General features: G+C 43.3%; 18 protein-coding genes, 1 riboswitch and 1 other annotated feature. Of the genes, 4 read left to right on the forward strand and 14 right to left on the reverse strand.

Annotated elements, in window-relative coordinates; translation table 11 throughout:
- Positions 1 to 26 precede the first annotated feature (26 nt).
- Positions 27 to 737: a Fic family protein gene (locus tag VHA01S_RS12845; RefSeq protein ID WP_023404795.1), complete on the reverse strand. Its 711-nt coding sequence runs from the start codon at positions 735 to 737 to the stop codon at positions 27 to 29.
- A 243-nt stretch (positions 738 to 980) separates the two neighbouring features.
- On the opposite strand from VHA01S_RS12845, the gene VHA01S_RS12850 reads away from it, so the two are divergent.
- Positions 981 to 2144 (forward strand): alpha/beta hydrolase, encoded by a 1164-nt coding sequence (locus tag VHA01S_RS12850; protein WP_023404796.1) that lies wholly within the window; start codon positions 981 to 983, stop codon positions 2142 to 2144.
- A 28-nt stretch (positions 2145 to 2172) separates the two neighbouring features.
- Here VHA01S_RS12850 and VHA01S_RS12855 read toward each other — a convergent pair whose 3' ends face one another.
- The 9 genes from VHA01S_RS12855 to VHA01S_RS12895 all read right to left on the reverse strand — a co-directional run bounded on the left by VHA01S_RS12855 (position 2173) and on the right by VHA01S_RS12895 (position 12039).
- A complete protein-coding gene (locus VHA01S_RS12855; RefSeq protein WP_023404797.1) occupies positions 2173 to 3003 on the reverse strand; it encodes a helix-turn-helix domain-containing protein in 831 nt (276 codons plus the stop codon).
- A 108-nt stretch (positions 3004 to 3111) separates the two neighbouring features.
- Entirely contained in the window at positions 3112 to 3933 is an 822-nt protein-coding gene (locus VHA01S_RS12860) for a GNAT family N-acetyltransferase (protein ID WP_039970903.1), read from the reverse strand.
- Positions 3934 to 4158: 225 nt separating this feature from the next.
- The gene (hisA, locus tag VHA01S_RS12865) at positions 4159 to 4899 is read right to left on the reverse strand and encodes a 1-(5-phosphoribosyl)-5-[(5-phosphoribosylamino)methylideneamino]imidazole-4-carboxamide isomerase (RefSeq protein ID WP_023404799.1); all 741 of its coding nucleotides are present in this window, start codon (positions 4897 to 4899) and stop codon (positions 4159 to 4161) included.
- A gap of 32 nt (positions 4900 to 4931) precedes the next feature.
- Positions 4932 to 5552, reverse strand: coding sequence for an imidazole glycerol phosphate synthase subunit HisH (gene hisH / locus VHA01S_RS12870; protein WP_021713052.1), 621 nt, complete (start codon positions 5550 to 5552; stop codon positions 4932 to 4934).
- A 9-nt stretch (positions 5553 to 5561) separates the two neighbouring features.
- The gene (hisB, locus tag VHA01S_RS12875; protein WP_023404800.1) at positions 5562 to 6635 is read right to left on the reverse strand and encodes a bifunctional histidinol-phosphatase/imidazoleglycerol-phosphate dehydratase HisB; all 1074 of its coding nucleotides are present in this window, start codon (positions 6633 to 6635) and stop codon (positions 5562 to 5564) included.
- Between the two features lie 30 nt (positions 6636 to 6665).
- A complete protein-coding gene (hisC, locus tag VHA01S_RS12880; RefSeq protein WP_023404801.1) occupies positions 6666 to 7718 on the reverse strand; it encodes a histidinol-phosphate transaminase in 1053 nt (350 codons plus the stop codon).
- Positions 7719 to 7731: 13 nt separating this feature from the next.
- Entirely contained in the window at positions 7732 to 9027 is a 1296-nt protein-coding gene (gene hisD / locus VHA01S_RS12885) for a histidinol dehydrogenase (protein ID WP_023404802.1), read from the reverse strand.
- Positions 9028 to 9030: 3 nt separating this feature from the next.
- Positions 9031 to 9927, reverse strand: a complete 897-nt coding sequence (hisG, locus tag VHA01S_RS12890; protein ID WP_023404803.1) for an ATP phosphoribosyltransferase — start codon at positions 9925 to 9927, stop codon at positions 9031 to 9033.
- A 44-nt stretch (positions 9928 to 9971) separates the two neighbouring features.
- Positions 9972 to 10100, reverse strand: a sequence feature (His leader region).
- Positions 10101 to 10449: 349 nt separating this feature from the next.
- Complete coding sequence (locus tag VHA01S_RS12895; protein WP_023404804.1) at positions 10450 to 12039, reverse strand: Na+/H+ antiporter NhaC family protein; 1590 nt, start codon at positions 12037 to 12039, stop codon at positions 10450 to 10452.
- A gap of 88 nt (positions 12040 to 12127) precedes the next feature.
- Positions 12128 to 12312: riboswitch (Lysine riboswitch) on the reverse strand.
- Between the two features lie 462 nt (positions 12313 to 12774).
- On the opposite strand from VHA01S_RS12895, the gene VHA01S_RS12900 reads away from it, so the two are divergent.
- A complete protein-coding gene (locus VHA01S_RS12900; RefSeq protein ID WP_023404805.1) occupies positions 12775 to 13197 on the forward strand; it encodes an H-NS family histone-like protein in 423 nt (140 codons plus the stop codon).
- Between the two features lie 217 nt (positions 13198 to 13414).
- On the opposite strand, the gene VHA01S_RS12905 is transcribed toward VHA01S_RS12900, so the two are convergent.
- Together VHA01S_RS12905 and topA are read right to left on the reverse strand one after the other, a co-directional pair.
- Positions 13415 to 14719, reverse strand: a complete 1305-nt coding sequence (locus VHA01S_RS12905) for an inosine/guanosine kinase (RefSeq protein WP_023404806.1) — start codon at positions 14717 to 14719, stop codon at positions 13415 to 13417.
- 183 nt (positions 14720 to 14902) lie between these two features.
- Positions 14903 to 17539: a type I DNA topoisomerase gene (gene topA / locus VHA01S_RS12910; RefSeq protein ID WP_023404807.1), complete on the reverse strand. Its 2637-nt coding sequence runs from the start codon at positions 17537 to 17539 to the stop codon at positions 14903 to 14905.
- Between the two features lie 245 nt (positions 17540 to 17784).
- Between topA and VHA01S_RS12915 the strand changes: the two genes are divergently transcribed.
- Positions 17785 to 18030 carry a YciN family protein gene (locus tag VHA01S_RS12915; protein ID WP_039970907.1) on the forward strand — a complete coding sequence of 82 codons (246 nt, stop codon included), beginning with the start codon at positions 17785 to 17787 and terminating at the stop codon, positions 18028 to 18030.
- Between the two features lie 168 nt (positions 18031 to 18198).
- A complete protein-coding gene (locus tag VHA01S_RS12920; protein WP_023404808.1) occupies positions 18199 to 18996 on the forward strand; it encodes a glucosaminidase domain-containing protein in 798 nt (265 codons plus the stop codon).
- A 77-nt stretch (positions 18997 to 19073) separates the two neighbouring features.
- On the opposite strand, the gene aroA is transcribed toward VHA01S_RS12920, so the two are convergent.
- Both aroA and VHA01S_RS12930 read right to left on the reverse strand, forming a co-directional pair.
- Complete coding sequence (aroA, locus tag VHA01S_RS12925) at positions 19074 to 20354, reverse strand: 3-phosphoshikimate 1-carboxyvinyltransferase (protein WP_023404809.1); 1281 nt, start codon at positions 20352 to 20354, stop codon at positions 19074 to 19076.
- Between the two features lie 117 nt (positions 20355 to 20471).
- Positions 20472 to 20927 (reverse strand): glycine zipper 2TM domain-containing protein, encoded by a 456-nt coding sequence (locus VHA01S_RS12930; RefSeq protein ID WP_023404810.1) that lies wholly within the window; start codon positions 20925 to 20927, stop codon positions 20472 to 20474.
- Positions 20928 to 20931 lie beyond the last annotated feature (4 nt).

Below are 20931 nucleotides of genomic sequence, written 5' to 3' on the forward strand. Positions count from 1 at the left end.
ATCTTTAAAAGATGCCTATTTGTATCTTATTGACCAATATTGAGATCTAATTGAAAATTTTTGATGATCTGTTTATTAAGGCAACTACGCAAGAACTGATTCATCGGCTGCATATCATTACTTGCATAGAAGTCTAACATTAAAGTGTTAAATTCCTGCTGACGTTTAGCAGGAACATTTATGATAGGAAAACCTACTGATAGTAAAATTCCATTCATCATAAAACGACCTGTTCGTTTATTCACATCCCAGAAAAACTGAGCTCGTGCCATCTGTAGAAAAGCAGTAATGGCTCGATCATAAATATCACTACAAGCATCAACTAAAGTTTGTACTTCTGTCCATTTTTCATTGAGATCTTGTGGTGCTGGAGGTTCATAATCAGACCCCGTGATTGATACATAACCAGAACGAAACTTGCCCCGTTCTAATGCTTCTTCTTCACCTGCAATATTATGTAGTAGCAATGCAGTTTCTTTTGAAAAGAGAAATTCCGATGAATCGACGAGCTCAAAAATACGCTCCCAAGTTTTCGCTTGGTTGAGCGCCATATTTTGATCACTGATACGATGTCCACCAACCGTTATACCATCAAGGATTGTTTGAACCTCAGGTAGCGTCATGGCAACACCTTCTAGGTTCACAGCATCATAAACCAAAGCTGGCACATCACGTTTGGCTAACTGTTTAGCTAGAGGAATATTCGGCTTCATGCCCCATTTAGTTTCAGTGAACATATTTATTTTTCCGCTCATGTAATACACGCGAATTATACACCGTTTAGTTCGTATCAGAACAGTTCAAATTTAGGGCATTAAATACGAAGGCACGTTTGTAATTCTTTACCTCGATATAAAAGCCCTTGAATCAAAGTAATCCCTATCTTTACCATTGCATTACTATCAAATAAATTGCACATGCAATTAAAGAACGTAATATTAAAGTTCAGTCCGTTAACACCGCAGGCATAAACCGATTCCATGAGCAAAATATCCACCTACTTAATACCTATCATTATCACCTCTCTCACCGCCTGTGGCTCTAACAACGATGTGCCTTATCACTATCAAAGCGCCGACACATTGAGTCCTTACCAACAAGCGAGCTTTGAGCAGTATGTATTAGAGACTCAACAATGGATGAAGCTTGAACGAAATTTTATTACCGATGACATAGACAAAGAAATCGCCTTGAACTCGCCACAAGAATATCGCCCTAGCAAACCCAATGGTGAGGCCATCCTTTTGGTACACGGTTTAGGTGATTCGCCCTACTCTTTTTCTGATATTGCGCAGCGATTAAGTGACAAAGGGTATTTAGTTAGAACTGTGCTGCTTCCTGGGCATGGCTCTAAAGTGGGCGATCTTAAACTGGTATCGGCGGATATATGGCAACAAAGCGTGGAGCACCAAATCGCCCTGCTTAAACAACAATCAGAGAATATTTGGCTTGGCGGTTATTCTACTGGGGCAAATATAGTCACGCACTATGCGTTAACAGACAGCGCCATCAAGGGGTTAATTTTGTACTCGCCTGCCTTTAACGGCAGTTCAGATCTGCTGCCTATGGCAAAATACGCACAATATGTGATTGAGTGGGCCGACCAAGATCCTGAAACCAATTATCTGCGTTACGATTCATTGCCGATGACGGCGGCCGCTAGCTATTATGAGACAACTCAGCGCGTACAACATGCACTAAAATCGAATCCTAAATACTCAAAGCCTGTATTTATGTTAATCAGTGAAGGCGATACGGTGGTGGATAAATACTTTGCGGTGGAACAATTTGCGAACCGATTTGATAACCCCAATTCACAGCTAATTTGGCTAGGCAGTAACCCTCCCCTAAAAGCACGTACTACCGCTTACAACATGAATTTACCCGAACAACGCATTAGCGAGGGATCGCACATGGCCGGTTTGTTCTCACCAAGTAATCCCGAATATGGCGTTAATGGCAAAAATCGGCTGTGTAATAATGGACAAGGGGCGGAGCTCGAGTTGCAATGCCTAGATGGCGCGACTGTATGGTATTCGTCTTATGGTTATGTAGAAGAAGGCAAGATACACGCGCGTCTTACTTACAACCCCTACTTTGAGCAAAGCTTAGCGAGCATGCAGCAAGTGTTATTAAGTGATTAATCGAGTCTGCTCGTTTAATCACTTGCCATCATTCATGAGAGCTTACCGCGCCATAAATATCGATAGTAAAGCCTCTATTCGCAGCGTATTTCTTTGGCGTGGTGCCAATTTGGTTTTTTAGATAGCGGATTAAATGTGGCTGATCGCTAAAGCCAAATTCAAACGCGATATCGACCCAATCAATGTCGGCCGGCGATTTCTGATAAAGATGTTCTAGCATCAACTCCAGTTTGGTCATCGCCTGATACTGTTTTAATGTCAGCCCTGTGACTCGTCTAAAACTGCGCTCAATGGTCCGTTGTGAACAAAATAACTGACTGGCGAGTTCCGAGATAGAGACATGTTGCAACTCATCGCATACCTTGCTTACCAGTTTGCTGTGCTGATCGCTTTGCGAACGTGCTAGCCACGGCTGTAAGTAACGCTCTAACATCGCAACACATTGTGTTTTATCACTTCTTGCCAGCGCATACATTAGTCTTTGATCTTCTTCGCTCATAGACAACAAATCATTCACTGAGAGTTCGATGACTTGGTCAAGTGCGGTGAAATGTTCATTATTTTCAGAGAGTGCATATGGCGCGCCAGTGCGCAACTTAACTCCTAAATGAGTAAATGCTTTGCAATGATCAAGCTCGAAAGTGCTTTGATGAGCGCACAGAAAGTGACTCCCTTGACCAGAGATAGCGCCTTCATCACTGCTATACGAATACGAGTTAGGCGTGATAATCAAATGCGCGCAAGGATCAGGGTTTAATTTGGGAAAGCTACTGTCAGTATCCGTGGCTTTTTCTATAAACCAATAACACTCCACAAGCTCACTGCAGGTATCGGTGGCGGGGATTATCCAATGAAGCATGGGTTCCTTAATCTCATGACTGTGAAAAAAGCCAATTACGCTGATAGTAGCAGATTAACAAGCCATGATGCCTATTACGTTAAATAAGCATCATGACGTACAGGCGAATTACAGCGTTTCAAACTGCACTTGTAGCAAGCGGTGCTTGCTCACTAAACCTGCTTTTTCAATCGCGCGTTGTGCGCCGATGTTTGTTTTTTCGGTAGAGCACATTGGTATTAACTGCTCAGCTACAGCATTGGCAATTAAAGCCTTAATTACCTTAGTGGCAATTCCTTGTCCTCTGTGATGGGTGGAAACAATCATACCTAAGTCAGCATATTGAGTCTGAAATTCATCAAACTTGCGACGCTCTCCCGTTGCCACTAACTCACCGTCTTGCCAATAACCAAATAGCTCTTGTCTTGTAATCAAATTGCCGTAATAACTCGTTAACCACTCTTTTGGCGCGCCAATCGCTTGCGCGGCAAAATCGACATACAGGCTCAAGTGATCACCAGTGGCTAATGTCAGTTCAATACCTGCCCCTTCGCTATTCACGCTTTGTTTGACGCCACAGTACAGCAAAGTATTGACCGAACTAGAAGCCGCATTATCTAAAGACAAAGAGAGGAAGCTAGGATCGCACGTGCAGACAAACGCACCACCGACTTCGCCAATCACTTTACTGTCTTGCTGCGCAATTAAGGTAAACAAATCCGATGCTGATGTACTTGCCTGAGGAGAGAGAAAATATTGCAATAAATAGCCATCGCTATTTACACAGCAAAAGCCCACCAGCACATCGCTTTCATAAAAAGCGTAGTGCTGCGACATTGGCACAAAGCCAAAGTGCCACATGCCATCAAGTGGGGCGTGAGTTTGCGCAAAGTACTCCGCTTTTAAGGAATGCAGAGTGTCAAGGGTGTCTAGTTTTACTATATTTAACATCGTATAAGCCATATCTAAAAATTACGCGCAGATCGCTCAATGTGAGTGATCTTTCGCTAAGTTGGCTTGATCCTAAGTAAAAAATGCAGCACAAGATTGAACAAAAACGACAACTTGCTTCTTGTTGTCTTTATTCTGGTTCTGGCTCTTGCCCATAAAACAAAAAACCACCTAACTGATAAAGCTAAGTGGTTTCATTAATTAAGCTAGTAAGCTAAAAGCGAGTTACTCTGCGCTTTCCCAGCAGGCAAATGCCTCTTCGGCAGTAAACTTACCATCAAGTAACGCTCGGCCGACAATCACGCCGCGTACGCCTGTGTTTTTCAGGGCGCGGATGTCATCCAAACTGCCGATGCCACCGGATGATTGAAAGTGTACTTGTGGGTACAGCTTACAAAGATCTACGTATAAATCGACGTTTGAACCTGTCAGTGTGCCGTCTTTTGAAATGTCGGTACACAATACGTGCTTTAAGCCTACGGTTAAGAAGTCTTCAATCAAAGCTTCAATAGTCACGCCCGAATCTTCTTGCCAACCGGATACAGCGACTTTGCGCGTGCCTGCTTCATCAATATTGACATCAAGCGCCAGTACGATGTGTTCTGGGCCGTATTTTTCCATCCACGCTTTGACAAGCTCAGGTTGTTTTACGGCTGTAGAACCTACGACAACTCGCTCAGCGCCTGCCTCAAGCAGATCAATAACGTCTTGCTCTGAACGTACGCCGCCGCCAATTTGAATGTTAGCCGGCGTGCTTTTTAGCAGTTTGGCAATCAAGTCTAGTTGACGTGCGTTAGTGTCTTTTGCGCCAGTTAAATCCACTAGGTGCAACCAATTGGCTCCTGCTTGATGATACAAATTAAATTGCTCAGCTGGGTTTACCTTGTATTCAGTTACCTGACCGTAATCGCCTTGATACAGCCTAACCACCTGACCTTCAATTAAATCTAATGCTGGAATAATCACTTCAAATCCCTAAAGTCGTTATAGTTCGAGCATTACAGCTCTAAAAAGTTTTTAATCAATTGCGAGCCTGCTTTGGAAGAACGCTCTGGGTGAAATTGTACCCCATAGTAGTTGCCACTTTGCACCGCAGCACTAAAACGGCTGCCGTAGTCACAACTGGCGATGGTGTAATCCCCTTCCGGCATAGCAAAACTGTGCACAAAGTAGAAGTATTCGCCTGACTCAATACCTTTAAATAGAGGGTGTCCCTCTTTGGCAGAGACGGTATTCCAACCCATATGTGGCAGTGGGTTTTCTTTACTGTCTAATTTGCGAACTTCGCCGTCACATAAGCCAAGACAAGGGACAATTTCATCCGCTTTTTGCCCTTTCTCTTCTGACAGCTTACCTAACAGTTGCATGCCTAAACAAATGCCAAGCATAGGTTTTTCAACCTGCTTAACCAGTTCTATCAGGTTGCGCTCTTGCAAGTTACGCATCGCTTCACTGGCTGTGCCAACGCCTGGCAAAAATAGCTTATCTGCGGCTAATACAATGGCAGGATCTTTTGATACTGCAACATCATACCCTAGACGTTCGATAGCAAAACGTACCGACGAGACGTTTGCACATCCCGTATCTATGATAACTGCGGTTTGTGATTGATTTTCCACGCCAACTCCTTACAACATTCCCTTGCTACTTGGTAGCTCAGTGCCTTCAACCTTAATCGCTTGGCGCAATGTGCGGCCAAACGCTTTAAATAGGCTCTCAATAATGTGGTGATCATTTTCGCCTACTGACGAAAGGTGCAGTGTGCATGCCATACCATCCGCTAGAGAGCGGAAGAAGTGCCCTGCCATTTCGGTGGAGAATCCGCCGACTTCATCGCGGCTAAATTTGGCATCAAATTTTAAATAAGCACGACCTGAAAGATCTAAACTGCACTGCGCTAAACACTCATCCATTGGCAAGGTAAAGCCAAAGCGACCAATACCGCGCTTGTCACCCAATGCTTCTTTGATAGCTTGACCTAACGCCAGCGCCGTATCTTCTACCGTGTGGTGATCATCAATGTGCAAGTCGCCATCAACGCTCAGTTGTAATTGGAAACCGCCGTGAGTGGCAATTTGATCTAGCATGTGATCAAAAAAGCCCAAACCCGTTTCGATTTTATTTCCACCAACTTCATCAAGATTCACCGCAACACGAATATCGGTTTCTTTGGTGGTACGAACCACTTCTGAAACGCGAGGATTCATAGTCAATGACTTAACAATTGCCGGCCAGTTCATGGTTTGTGGATTGTACTGAATGCCTTTAATCGCCATATTTTCGGCCAATTGCAGATCCGTTTCACGATCGCCAATCACCGCTGAGGTTTTAAAGTCCACTTTGCCTTGTTGCAAGTACTCTTTCACCAACCCCAGTTTAGGTTTGCGGCAAGTACAGTTGTCTTCGTTAAAGTGAGGACAAATCAGCACCTCGTCAAAACGCACGCCTTGTGATTCAAAAATATGCATCATCAAATCATGGGGAGCGTCGAAGTCTGCTTGCGGATAACTGTCAGTACCTAAACCATCTTGGTTAGTCACCATTACTAGGCGGTAGCCTGCATCTTGCAGTGATAACAAGCTAGGGATAACCAAAGGTTCAAACTTTAGTTTGTCTAAACGGTCTACTTGGAAATCGACAGGTGGTTCGACAATTAACGTGCCATCACGGTCGATAAATAAAATCTTTTGCGGTGTGCTCATTGTTCTTCCTTATTATTTTAATCTGGCGTCCTACGCGGCAAATTGAGCCAATTGGGTTTTGATAAAATCTAACGTTTTTTCACACTCCTCACGACTGCCAATGCTAATACGCACGCAATCTTGAATAGGTGAATTACGTAAAATAATGCCTGCATCCCAAGCAGCTTTAAACAAAGCATCGCCATCAGGGAAACGGATTAATAGATAATTTCCAAAGCCTGAATAGACAGTAACGTTGGCGATTTTGCTCAGCTCACTTTGAAGGTGAGTACGATTTTCGTTCAAAGTCGCAATTTGGCTCGCCGCTCGCTCAAGACCCTCTTTCGACAATGCCAAGCAGGCAATATCAGCAACCGGTACAGGCACAGGGTAAGGCGCAATCACTTTTAGCAATACATTAATGAGTGCTTCGTTGGCTAAAGTAAAACCGCAACGAAGCCCTGCCAATGCAAATGCTTTTGACATAGTGCGCAAAATCGCAAGGTGCGGGTAATCTTTTAGCAAGTCAACCGTAGACGCTTCTGGACAGAAGTCGATATAAGCTTCATCCATGACCACTATCGCTTTATCTTGAGTCATCTCAAGCAGCGCGATAATGTCATCACGATTGATTAAATTCCCCGTTGGGTTGTTTGGAGAACAAACAAACACCAACTTCACCTTATCTAGGCTACGTTCAATGGCGGGTAAATCCAGTTGCCACTCATCGGTCAATGGAACGACTTTACGCTCCACACCGATAGTTTCTGCACTAATGGCGTACATGCCATAGGTTGGCGGGCAATACACGATAGCGTCTTCACCCGGCTCACAAAATGCACGTACCAGAAGTTCAATACCTTCGTCTGCCCCGCGCGAGGTTAACACCTGCTCAGGCGTAACGCCTGCATAGGCGGCGTAGGCATTGATAAGCTGTGGTGGCTGACAATCGCTATAACGGTTTAGACTGGATGCTTCTAATGTATAGGTATTATCAAAAGGTGATTCATTGGCGTTTAGCCATACATCACCTGAGCCACCAATGCGGCGTGCAGATAAGTAAGGGGTTAAAGCCTGAACCTGTTTACGAGCTAACTTTTCCATGTCTACTTCTTTCCTACTTTGCCGCTAACAGTTTTTCCACGCGAATGGTGACCGCACGTTTGTGCGCATCAAGACCTTCGGCTTCCGCCATAGTCACAACCGTTGGCGCTAGCGTTTTCAGGCCATCTTGAGTCAGCTCTTGTACTGTCATGCGCTTGCTAAAATCAGCAAGGCCTAAGCTTGAGTAGGTGCGAGTGTAGCCATAAGTCGGTAATACGTGGTTAGTCCCTGACGCATAATCACCGGCGGATTCTGGAGACCAGTCACCTAAGAAGATGGAACCTGCGTTATCCAAAAGTGGCAATAACTCTCTTGGGTTTCGCGTTTGCACGATCAAGTGCTCAGGGCCGTAGAAGTTGGAAATCGCTACCGCTTGAGTCAATGATTCTGCGATGACAATTAAACTTGATGCTAAGGCTTGTTCGGCAATCTCTTTACGAGAAAGCTCAGCCAGTTGACGCTGTATTGCATCGGTCACTTTGTCTGCTAATAGCACAGAGGTGGTGACTAAAATCGATTGAGAATCTGGGCCATGCTCTGCTTGGCTAAGTAAATCCGCAGCAACAAAATCAGCATCGGCGGTTTCATCGGCAATCACCATAACTTCTGATGGTCCTGCTGGCATATCAATGCCGGCGCCACGGAAGTCATTGCTTACTTGGCGTTTAGCTTCGGTCACGTAGGCATTGCCTGGGCCAAAGATTTTATCCACTTTAACCACAGTTTCTGTTCCGTACGCCATTGCCGCAATCGCTTGACCGCCGCCTAAGTTGTACACCTCATCGATGTTACACAGCTTAGCTACATACAAGATTTCATCTGCAATTGGCGGTGGTGAACACAACACCACTTTATTACAACCCGCAATTTGTGCCGGCACACCTAGCATTAGCACTGTTGAAGGCAATGGTGCACTTCCGCCAGGGATGTATAAGCCCACAGTATTGATCGCGCGAGTCACAAGCTCACACACTACGCCCGGCTGAGTTTCTACTGTCAAAGGTGGCAGTTTTTGCGCTTGGTGGAATGCGCCAATGTTTTTGTACGCTTGATTAAGCGCCGCTTTCATTTTCTCAGGCAGACGCGCTGCCGCCGCATCAATTTCTTCATTGCTTACACGAATACTCTCAGGACGAACGCCATCAAATTTTTCAGTAAGATCCAGTAGCGCTTTATCGCCTTCTGTTTTTACGCTCTCAACAACCGCTGTAACTGCGGCTGTAATATTTGCACCCTCGGTGATTGCAGGGCGTTGCAGTACGGCGTTTTGCTGTTCTGCGCTTAGTGATTCCCAGGTAACGGTTCTCATCACTTACTCCATCATTTTTTCAATAGGTAACACAAGGATTGAACTTGCACCCAATTCTTTTAGCTGTTCCATGGTTTCCCAGAACAGATTTTCTGAGCTTACCAAGTGGATAGCAGCTTTCGTTTTATCCGTTGAAAGAGGTAATACTGTTGGGTCTTCTGCGCCAGGCAGTAGAGCGGTGACCTCTTCCAAACGGTCAAGCGGTGCGTGCAGCATAATGTATTTTGATTCTTTAGCTTGCTGAACGCCTTGCATGCGAGTGAGTAACTTGTCGATAAGGTCAAGTTTATCTTGGTCAAACTCACCATCGCGTTGAATAAGAGTGGCTTTAGAGCGGAAGATAACTTCGGCTTCTTTAAGGCCGTTGGCTTCCAGTGTTGCACCAGTAGAAACAAGATCGGCAATACCATCAGCTAAACCTGCGCGCGGAGCCACTTCTACAGAGCCGGTTAGCATACAAGTGCTAAAGTCGATGCCCTGCTCGTCCATGTAGGCTTTTAATAAGTGCGGGTAGCTCGTGGCAATGCGTTTGCCAGCTAAATCTTGCGGGCCTGCATAGTTCAGCTCTTTGTCTACCGCAATAGAAAGACGGCAAGTACCAAAATCTAAACGGCGTAGCGATTTAAATCCGTATGGCTGGCCTTTTGCTTTACGATCCAGACGAACTTCTTCTAGTTCGTTCTCACCGATAAAGCCTAAATCAACCACACCATCCATGATAAGACCAGGGATATCATCGTCACGAACTAACAATAAGTCGATTGGAGTATTTAAAGAATGAGCAACCAGACGCTCGCCCATGATATTAAACTTAACACCACTCTTCTTCAGTAATTCCTGACATTCTTTGCTTAGTCGGCCTTTCTTCTGAATGGCAATTCTTAGACGTTGTGTTTGCATGGCAAATTCCCTGTACTGATGCTTAAAATTAATAATCGATAAAATGAAAAAAACCCTTGGGGCTAAGCTCCCAAGGGTTTAAATCTGTAATGCTTGATTTAACCACCGAGAGCTGTATCTCCCGGGTACGCGCAACTCACCCGAAAGATTAAGGTAGGTGATGGTGATGATGATTGTTCATATCTAATGTGCGCATAATTTAAGGCTTTCTTTCAATTGGTGTACAAACACACTAACCAAGCCGAATAAACTTTGCAACAGTTAAATTATGAAAAAATTGTTTTATTTGGAAATTTATTCGCTTGTTAATGATGCACAGTAAATTTTTTGCACCGTTATGGGTTGTTATCACCATTTTGTTGCCTGATTGTCGGCCATTAGTGCATCTGCACCACAATCAAAATGAAGTAAAAACCAAAACATAGCGTTTGGGAGAGAGCGCTTATTCAGTTGTCAGCCCCTAACAACGCAAAAAAGGGAGCTAAGCTCCCTTTCAAGTATTAATTAAATTAAGCGACTAACTTATGCTTTTCCGAATGTGAGTTTTGAGCGTGACAAAATTGAAAGCGCAAAACACACAGCAACAAATGCCACACTTGCTGCAGCGAACGAAATGACAATTGATTCTGTCATGCCTAACGTAATAAAGCCGACACAAGAAATTAGCGCCACAGATAAAGCATATGGTAACTGCGTTGATACGTGGTCAATATGATTACAACGTGCGCCTGTTGATGACAATATCGTGGTGTCAGAAATAGGAGAACAATGGTCACCAAATACCGAGCCTGCTAATACTGCGCCAAGCATAGGTAACATCAAACCTAAGTCCGTTGCCCCTGCCATATCGCCGGCAATCGGCAACATAATACCGAAAGTGCCCCACGAAGTGCCGGTTGAAAATGCCATTACACCAGCAAGCAAGAATAGAATAACCGGCAACAACGCTGCATTAATATTTGCTTGTTGAGCAAGCGAAGACAGGTAAGAACCGGTTTTCATGTCTCCGATAACACTACCAATAGACCATGCAAAAATTAGGATCAAAATTGCGCCAAACATGGATTTAATACCAATCCATAATGTGCGACCAATTTCGACGGCTGGAAGACGCTGTCTCAATACTGTGATTAATGCTACCGCAAAGCCAACAACACCACCGTAAATCAGAGAACTGCCCACATCGGTATTTTCAAACGCGCCCAATACGGTAAATTGTTGCCCACTATCAGACAACGCAACACCACCGGTGTACATCATGGCGACAATGGTTGCGACTGTTAAGGTCACGATCGGCAAAATAAGATCCGCCACAGAGCCTTTAGAACTTTGCTCAATATCCAGTTCATCATCCGCCGCGGATGCGTTTTCATCATCCACATCAAAACCACGACCTTGTGAGGCTTTTATTTCATGATGACGCATTGCGCCGACATCAATTTTGAACCACGCCACCGCAAATACCATTAATAAAGCAAATACCGCGTAAAAGTTCATTGGAATTAGGCGAACATAAGCACCAAAGGCAGAATATTCGGTCATGTTATGACTCACTAATATACCGCCGATAATGGTCATTATATATGCGCCCCAACTAGAGGCAGGCATTAACACACACATAGGTGCCGCAGTAGAATCTAAAATATAAGCAAGTTTAGCGCGAGATACATAGAAACGGTCCGTCACAGGACGAGCCACAGCTCCCACGGCTAAACTGTTAAAGTAATCATCAATAAAGATGAATACGCCAAGAAAAGCCGCTAATAATTTAGAACCGCGCTTACTTTTTACTTTAACTTGAGCCCACTGAGCAAACGCTCTAGTACCGCCAGAGAGAGTCAATAAAGCGGTAATCATACCCAGTAATAATAAGAAACCGACAATACTCATATTCCATGAGTTAATACTGCCGTCTTCGACAAATACGCTATAAACGGTATTAAAAATGTAAGTTGATGCTCCAGTGAAAGAGTAATCAGCTAAAAGGAAACCGCCCAGAACGATACCCGTACCTAAAGAAAGGAGTACACGACGGGTAATAATCGCTAATCCCAATGCCAATAAAGGTGGCACTAGAGAGATAGGAGATGATGCAAAATCCAATAAATTCATGATCTTCTTATTTATATATTTGGTAAGAGATCTACTGTAGCGAGGTATTCGACTTGATGTTGAATAAGCAATCTACTCAAAGGCAGATTCCCACAATAGCGCTCCATAGTTTAACAACACAATAGACTATGGCAGTGTTACTTCTTTCGAAAATAACCCCAACAAATGATCCTGATTAAATCATTCATTTCGGCAGTTACTCCTTTCGTTAACAATTACAACGGAATCACCCTATTGCCAACTACTGATAATAACTGCGCCTCAATCCTAGAAAACACCTTTCAACAATTCGATATGCCACTAGGTGTTCTAAGAGCGGAGCATTTTACTAACATAAAATAGAAAAGCAACAGAAAGCCAAGTCCTCCTACTAAATAGCAAGTTGCTCGAATCTATAATGAAAACTAATCGTTTATGATGGCACTCGACCGAAATGATTTTTTATCAATACATATCAAACAGTTACACAAAAAAGAGATTGCTCGACTGAGACGCTAATTAGCGTCTTTTATACAAAAACAGTTACAATTTGAATTATTTAATATAAGTAATACTTTATAAATTACATTTAATTTTGAATATAATTTACGAATTAACTTTATTAATTTTGAAAATTTATTTATTTTATATTTAACTATGAGCAAAGCTCTTATATAATCGAATTATTGTGTAGCACACCAGTGCACGTTACTATGTCAACTTTAGTTGATGATATTAATCTGATGGGACCAAAATATGTCTGAAATTACAAAAACACTCCTTAATATCCGTAGCCTTCGCGCTTTCTCTCGTGAGCTAACACTAGAGCAACTAGAAGAAGCTCTTGATAAATTAACTACGGTTGTTGAAGAACGCCGTGATAATGAAGCTGAAGAACGCGCAGCACGTGAAGAAAAAGAAAGAAAACTGGCTGAATACGCACAGCAACTAATTAGCGAAGGTATCGATATCGAAGACCTAGTAGCGGCTGTTGCAGGTGATAACTCATCTAAATCAAATAAAGCAAAAGCGAAGCGTGCACCTCGCCCAGCTAAATACGAATACATCAACGAAGCCGGTGAGCAAAAAACATGGACTGGTCAAGGCCGTACTCCATCAGCGATCCAAACTGAACTTGATAACGGTAAATCTCTAGATGAGTTCTTGATCAAAGCATAATAATTATTGCTAACAAGATTTATCATTAGATGCAAAAAAGCTCCTTATAAGGAGCTTTTTTATTGCCTGCAATTTATTACAAAATAATGACAACACCTGTTAATTTTAGATATTGTTTCGTTTATAACACAATAAACGTTATGTTATAACGTTTGTTGTGTTATCGAAATAATGCAGTATGTTTTGTATAACCATATTAATTTAAAGGTTATTACATCTACCTTTCCCAATATACTTCTTCAAGGCTGTCTTCTCTTTCAGGTAAGCCTCTAGATAAGCGTGGAGAATGTTGAGTTAATACTTCATAACTCACTCTATTTGCATATTTACACACTTGAGAGAAGGAAGAGTAAGTTAAATATTCATTTACGTGTTTACTAGAATTAGGAATATTCGACTTGTGGAATCGGTTGGCGGATAAATCATGTAGCAGTGCCGATAAAGCAGCGTCCCCTGCCCCATTGGTATTTTTGATCTTCTCTGGGCCGCCCATATACGGTGAGATATGCGAATAGACTTTAAAAGGTTCGGCGCATTCTGACTTTAATGCCGGACGGCTAAACTCATAGCGATTAAACTCAGCAATCGTACCAGGAAGCAAAGGTAAAGACGTTTCACGCTTAGCCGACTCTTCGGTATAACCGGCCATAAACAGCCCAATAGGGCCTGCTGTGCACAGCACCAAATCCGCCCAATCTAAGACTTTATCTGCGGCCAGTAATGGATCGCTAAGCCCAGTTAACGCTTCAGCTTCTTCTTCATTCATTGCCACTACAGAAACATGCTCTGCAATAAAATCTACCCAAAACTGTGGATCATCTTGAATGACAAACTTAGTGCCTAAGGTTAGCACTACCGGCACCTTGTGCTTCTTGGCATATTCTACCGCCTTCATCGTTGCCTCAGGCATAGGGTCGCCCTCTTTACAACGTACAAGGTAAGAGGTTAAGACTAATGCAGCAGCATCGGAAAAGACCTCTTCTGGGATACTTTTAGCCTGCAACTGGTTCATCTGCCCTTCACTAATGGCAAAAGTACGCTCGCCGTTTTCAGAGATCAGGGTAAAGCAGCGTCCAATCGCGCCCTCCACCCCTTGTAAATGGTTAAGATCCATTCGGCACGACGTATCACAAAGATAACGGAACCCATAGCTGCCAATTTTAATGTCCGAGCTCATCACGCCCAATAAAATCGATTTATCGTCCGCTAATACTGAATAGTTGTGTAGCGTGTTACCTATGGTGCCACCTGCGTATTCGTTAGTGATCAACTGCTGCTGCTTCAATTCAGAATACAGAGCTTCCGCCACCTCATCGCTGACAACTAATGAATGACCTTTACTTAAATTAAACTTATCAATGAAGTCATCAGAAATTTTAGCTTCGATATCCACTAGAGTTTGATCGATCCCCACCACGTGAGTGCAATTAACACTGCTTTTGGCGTGGGTTTTCGGGACTAAAGGATCAAGCGTGTTGACAGGAAAATAGTGTTTAGACTTACGTTGGCCGGGAAATTTCATTTAAATTCTGTATTAGAAAGTAGATTTTTAAATTGTAGACCCTAGAAATGTGAGCTTCAACACAGTAAAACAACGCAAACGTTTAGCTCAATTTTAAATGCACTGACTGTGCAAATTTTACGCAAAAAAAAGAACCAAGGTATCTTTCAACACCTTGGTTCTGCATCTATCTAATTGAAAACGCTATTCGCTTTTTGCTTTCGGCTTTTTACGTTTGTCAGTGATTTCCCACTTACCGTCAATAAATAAACCTGTCCAACCAGAAGGCTTACCATCGATTTCAGAACGGATATAGTTTTCTTTACTCTTACGACTAAAGCGAACCACCGTTGGACGACCATCAGGATCTTCTGTTGGTGCATCCGCTAAGTATTGGAACTTAGGAGAAAGGCGATCTTTAAAACGCGCTAATTCTTCCACTAATGGCGCTCGTGTTTCACGAGATTTAGGGAAGTTACTGGCTGCCATAAATAGACCAGAAGCACCGTCACGCAATACAAAGTACGCATCAGACTGTGTACAAGGTAGCTCAGGCAGATGCACAGGATCTTCTTTTGGTGGAGCAACTTCGCCGTTACGTAAAATCTTACGCGTGTTCTTACATGTTTCGCTGGTGCAATCCATGTATTTACCGAAACGGCCGTTTTTCAACACCATGTCAGCGCCACACTTGTCACACTCAACAACAGGACCGTCGTACCCTTTCACTTTGAATTCACCATACTCTACGGTATAGCCTTCACAGTTAGGGTTATTACCACACACGTGTAGCTTGCGCTTATCGTCAATTAAGTACGCGTCCATTGCTGTTTCACAAATTGGACAACGACGTTTAGCACGCAGTGCTGCTGTTTCAGGATCGTCTTCTAAGACGTTAATAATACCGTCTTCGTCACCAAGGTTAATGGTTGTTTTACAACGTTCTTTTGGTGGCAATGCGTAACCAGAACAGCCTAGGAATACCCCTGTTGATGCCGTTCTAATACCCATAGGTCTTGAACACGTTGGGCACTCAATGTCTGTTTCAACGATGTGGTTTTGTTCCATACCGCCTTGGTCAGAATCCAGCTCTGCTTTTTCAAGTTCAGAGGAGAAATCTTTAAAGAAGCGATCGAGCACTTGTGTCCAAGTCGCTTCACCTTCGGCGATTTGGTCCAGTTTTTGTTCCATACGCGCGGTAAAATCGTAGTTCATCAGATCGACAAAACTTTTGTCTAGACGATCCGATACGATTTCACCCATTTTCTCAGCGTAAAAACGACGCTGTTCTACTTTCACATACCCACGGTCTTGGATAGTCGAAATGATAGACGCATACGTTGATGGACGGCCGATACCGCGTTTTTCTAACTCTTTAACCAAAGCCGCTTCTGTAAAGCGAGCGGTTGGTTTAGTGAAGTGTTGTTTTGGCTCAAGCTCTTTAAGAGACAGCTTATCGCCCAATTTCACTTCTGGAAGGATCTGATCTTCATTTTTGCCCATTGGACGCTGTACGCGAGTCCAACCGTCAAATTTCAGAATACGACCTTTCGCTTTAAGGGTAAATTCCGCGGCTTTAACACTGATAGTGGTTGAATCGTATTGCGCAGGCGTCATTTGACATGCAACGAACTGATTCCAAATTAAGGCATACAGTTTGTGTGCGTCGTTATCAACGCCGACTAAATCTTCTGATTTCACATCAACGCTTGAAGGACGAATCGCTTCGTGCGCCTCTTGCGCGCCTTCTTTACTACCGTAAACCAATGGTTTTTCAGGTAAATACTTATCACCGTACTCGCTACCGATGAAGCTACGTAGGTTCTCTACCGCTTCACTGCTCAAGTTCGTTGAGTCAGTACGCATGTAAGTGATGTAACCACCTTCATACAAGCGCTGCGCTAGCATCATGGTTTTCTTAACGCCGTAGCCTAAACGCGTACTTGCTGCCTGTTGTAAGGTAGAAGTGATGTAAGGGGCTGAAGGTTTGCTGCGTGTAGGGCGATCTTCGCGCTTACACACCTCGTACTCGGCTTTTTCCAACAAATTCAGGGCAGAGGTCGTGTCTGCTTCATTCGTCGGTTTAAAGGCCTCACCGTTGCGTTGTGCAACGATCAGACGAAAATCGTCGGCTTTATCCGTTAGCGTATTGGCATGTACGTCCCAAAACTCTTCCGGTACAAACGCTTTGATCTCACGTTCACGTTCAACCACCAGCTTAGTGGCAACCGACTGTACGCGACCTGCAGAAAGACCACGAGCCACTTTTTTCCACAGTAGTGGAGAAACCATAAAGCCCACCACGCGATCCATAAAACGACGCGCTTGTTGAGCGTTTACGCCGTCTATATTCAGTTCGCCTGGTGCTTCAAATGCTTGTTGAATGGCATTTTTAGTAATTTCGTTAAATACCACTCGCTTGTATCGCTGTTCATCGCCGCCGATGATCTCACGAAGGTGCCATGCGATAGCTTCTCCTTCGCGGTCCAAATCGGTTGCGAGATAAACGTAGTCAGCGTCTTTAGCCAGTTTTTGTAATTCGGCAACGACTTTCTCTTTGCCCGGTAGGATTTGGTAATTGGCTTCCCAACCGTGGTATGGGTCAATACCCATCTTTTTAATCAGTGATTTTTTGGCTTTTTCTTTTTTAATGCGTTCTTTTTCTTCCGCACTTAACCCTTTGGTGGAGATAGGCGTAGCCTTTTTACCGCTCGACTGACCAGCGGTAGGTAGATCACGTACGTGACCAACACTAGATTTAACAATGAAGTCTTTACCAAGGTATTTATTAATTGTTTTTGCCTTAGCAGGTGACTCCACTATAACGAGAGACTTACCCATAACTGAACGTTTTGTCCTATATTTTGGTTCGCAAAAAGTGCGAATTCGAATTTTGATTCTTTTTTTACTATTGAGCGATAATTTTTCAAAATCAACCCATTTTTTCTCTTTTACGGCTAATTGTGTGCAAATTAGGCAATATCACGAAGGTAAACCATAGACTGTTTTAGATAAATGTGCTTTTGTTTTGCTTAATTATCGGGGTACACTGAGCGCGAATATTGATTAGAACAACAGGTACCAAAATGAGTGATAAAAAACCTATTTCAGAGTTTGAACTATTACTGATTGCAAACAATCTCATCCAAGAACATGACGACTATATAGAAGGAATGCGCGCCACTTCGGTAGTCGAAAAAGACGACGTACTTATTTTTAAGGGCGACTATTTTTTAGATGACAAAGGTTTGCCAACGCAGAATACTACAGCCGTTTTCAATATGTTCAAATACTTAGCTCATCATTTATCAAAAGAATTCACTGTAAAATAATGTTTTCAAGAGCTCCGCACGGGGCTCTTTCAATACTCTCTTTCAATTTCTATCTGGTCTGCAACAATATAAAGCACGGAACATAAGGTTACATGGATATCTAACCGAGCTAGTATTGCATATAATGATCTACTTCACGTTTTTAGCATCTACAAACAAGGTAATACTGTGAGTTTAAAAAAATTTATACCCACCAATGGCACAATCATTCTGAGTACTGTCGGCATTATTTTAGCCGCTTCTATTTACTATCACTTTGGAATGCTTGACAACTCTAAGCCTCATTTTAAAGCCGTTCCTTTACCTGATTTTGCTGCTATTACTGATGTTCATCAGAAGAAAAGTGAATTTTTTAAATTCATAAAACCTTATGTTCAACAGAAAAATGCCTTCGTTAAACATCAACGTGAAATACTTATTTCGTTACAAAATAAATTAGCTAAGCAACAGGAATTATCCTCTTCTGAGCGCGATACAGTGACTCAATTGGCAAAACAATACCGTGTAGAAGTCAAAGACTTCACTTTAAACGAGATTGATACCTTACTGGTTCACGTTGATGAAGTGCCAGAACAATTAGTGCTTATTCAAGCAGCTAATGAAAGTGGTTGGGGGACTTCTCGCTTTGCTAAACAAGCCAATAACTTCTTCGGTCAATGGTGTTTCACGAAAGGCTGTGGCGTAGTTCCTAGCCAACGTAAAAAAGGCATGACTCACGAAGTGGCAACCTTTGACTCTGTCGGTGACTCAGTTGCGGCCTACGTTGACAATCTAAACACTAACCAAGCTTACCGCAGCTTCCGTGAGCTAAGAGCCAACATTCGCGCTCAGCATAAAACGCCAACCGCCGAACAACTTATTTACGGTCTAGGCAGCTACTCAGAGCGTTCAGATGGCTACATTAAAGATATTTTAACTATGCTTCGCCATAATAAATCTATCTTAGAAGAAGATCTGCAGAAGTAATTCTCTGTTATACCGCACATACAAAAACGGGTTCCTAATTAGGAACCCGTTTTTATTTCTGCTTTGGCTAGCAAAGATTACTCGCTAATCAAGCCTTGTAGCTTATCGAAGTAATCTGGGAAGGTCTTCGATGTACATTTAGGGTCATTAATCGTCACTGATGTACCAAAGGCAACGAGCGAGAAACACATTGCCATGCGGTGATCATCGTAAGTATCGATTGCCGCATGATTAAGCTGCGCTGGCGGCGTGATGATAATGTAATCTTCACCTTCTTCCACAATGCCACCCACTTTACGCAGTTCAGTCGCCATCGCCGCTAAACGGTCGGTCTCTTTTACGCGCCAGTTGTAAACGTTACGAATCGCCGTAGTACCTTCGGCAAACAAAGCGGCAACCGCAATCGTCATCGCTGCGTCAGGGATGTGGTTAAAGTCTAAATCTACCGCTTTAAGATCGCCTTTGCGCGCGATAATGTAGTCACTGCCCCACTCAATACCTGCGCCCATAGCTTGTAGCGCGTCAGCAAATTGAATGTCGCCTTGGATACTGTCTTTGCCAATACCCGTTACCTTAATAGAGCCACCGCCAATTGCCGCAGCCGCTAGGAAATAAGAAGCCGAAGAGGCATCGCCTTCTACAAGGAAGTCACCCGGCGCAACATAGCTTTGGCCAGTGCGTACGATGAACTTTTGGTAATCGTAGTTTTCTACGCTCACACCAAACTGCTGCATGATGTGCAAAGTGATATCTATGTACGGTTTAGAAACTAGGTCGCCTTCAATGTTGATTGTAATATCACCATCGGCTAGCGGAGCACTCATTAGAAATGCGGTCAAGAATTGGCTTGAGATTGAACCATCAATAGACACTTCACCTGATTTAAGTCCAGTACCTTGGATCTTAAGCGGTGGAAAGCCTTCGTTTTCAAGATAAGTAACGTCAGCGCCAGATTCGCGCAAAGCAGTCACTAAGTGTCCAATAGGACGCTCTTTCATGCGAGGTTCGCCAGTCAAGATAAAGTCACCTTGGCTTGCGCAAAGCGCCGCAGCTAAAGGACGCATTGCCGTACCAGCATTACCTAAAAACAGTTCCAGAGCTTCTGGGGCGTTAAATTTACCCCCAAGACCTTCTACTTCACAGCTGGTCTTATCTTCAGATAGACGATAAGTCACACCCAACTGTTTTAGTGCATTCAACATATGACGGATGTCGTCACTGTCGAGTAAATTAGTAAGGCGTGTTGTACCACGAGCTAAAGCGGCAAGTAATAAAGCGCGGTTAGAGACGCTTTTAGAACCGGGCAAATTTACTTCGCCATCTACTTTAGAAATTTGTTGCAGAGTTAAGCTTTCCATTGACGGTTTTCCTTGAAAGCAATTTGATGCTAAATCATGATTTCATTATTCATTTCAGGTTATCGAAATTGCAGACAGAAAAACAGGCTCAATTGCACTAAATCTTATAATTTTATTTTATTGATGCAAATCTACCCGTACACCATTGTCAAAATACAAAATTCGCACCGTATCTCCATTCGAAAACAACATATTTCTATCAATGTCTTGAATGACATCAATTAAGCGGTTGTCATCGGTTTTAATTAACAGTTCAACCAACTTATGTTCCACTTTATAAGTTTGATGGCCAAAGTGTTGAACGGCGCCCGCGCCCGCCACGGCGCCAACAGCGGTAGCCACTTCTCGGCCCGTACCATCACCAAACTGGTTACCGACGACCCCACCCACTACGGCGCCAAGTAAGGTTTGCCATCCCTTAGCTTTTGATTCTACGATCTGCTGCTGAGAAATGTAACGAACAGTCTCAACATGGCCGTAAACCACTTCATTTACTGGGCGGGCTGTATTTCTTTGATACGCCGCTTGTGTTACTAATGGGAACAACAGTAAAAACGTAATGAATAGTCTCATTGTC

The organism is Vibrio halioticoli NBRC 102217 (assembly GCF_000496695.1).
Classification (GTDB): Bacteria; Pseudomonadota; Gammaproteobacteria; order Enterobacterales; family Vibrionaceae; genus Vibrio; species Vibrio halioticoli.

Coding starts and splice junctions, on each gene's coding strand:
- VHA01S_RS12860 (WP_039970903.1), bottom strand. CDS start 3,933: ATGTTAAATATAGTAAAACTAGACACCCTTGACACTCTGCATTCCTTA.
- VHA01S_RS12855 (WP_023404797.1), bottom strand. CDS start 3,003: ATGCTTCATTGGATAATCCCCGCCACCGATACCTGCAGTGAGCTTGTG.
- VHA01S_RS12930 (WP_023404810.1), bottom strand. CDS start 20,927: ATGAGACTATTCATTACGTTTTTACTGTTGTTCCCATTAGTAACACAA.
- VHA01S_RS12845 (WP_023404795.1), bottom strand. CDS start 737: ATGTTCACTGAAACTAAATGGGGCATGAAGCCGAATATTCCTCTAGCT.
- VHA01S_RS12900 (WP_023404805.1), top strand. CDS start 12,775: ATGTCTGAAATTACAAAAACACTCCTTAATATCCGTAGCCTTCGCGCT.
- VHA01S_RS12915 (WP_039970907.1), top strand. CDS start 17,785: ATGAGTGATAAAAAACCTATTTCAGAGTTTGAACTATTACTGATTGCA.
- hisD (WP_023404802.1), bottom strand. CDS start 9,027: ATGAGAACCGTTACCTGGGAATCACTAAGCGCAGAACAGCAAAACGCC.
- aroA (WP_023404809.1), bottom strand. CDS start 20,354: ATGGAAAGCTTAACTCTGCAACAAATTTCTAAAGTAGATGGCGAAGTA.
- topA (WP_023404807.1), bottom strand. CDS start 17,539: ATGGGTAAGTCTCTCGTTATAGTGGAGTCACCTGCTAAGGCAAAAACA.
- VHA01S_RS12895 (WP_023404804.1), bottom strand. CDS start 12,039: ATGAATTTATTGGATTTTGCATCATCTCCTATCTCTCTAGTGCCACCT.
- hisB (WP_023404800.1), bottom strand. CDS start 6,635: ATGAGCACACCGCAAAAGATTTTATTTATCGACCGTGATGGCACGTTA.
- VHA01S_RS12905 (WP_023404806.1), bottom strand. CDS start 14,719: ATGAAATTTCCCGGCCAACGTAAGTCTAAACACTATTTTCCTGTCAAC.
- VHA01S_RS12850 (WP_023404796.1), top strand. CDS start 981: ATGAGCAAAATATCCACCTACTTAATACCTATCATTATCACCTCTCTC.
- hisG (WP_023404803.1), bottom strand. CDS start 9,927: ATGCAAACACAACGTCTAAGAATTGCCATTCAGAAGAAAGGCCGACTA.
- hisC (WP_023404801.1), bottom strand. CDS start 7,718: ATGGAAAAGTTAGCTCGTAAACAGGTTCAGGCTTTAACCCCTTACTTA.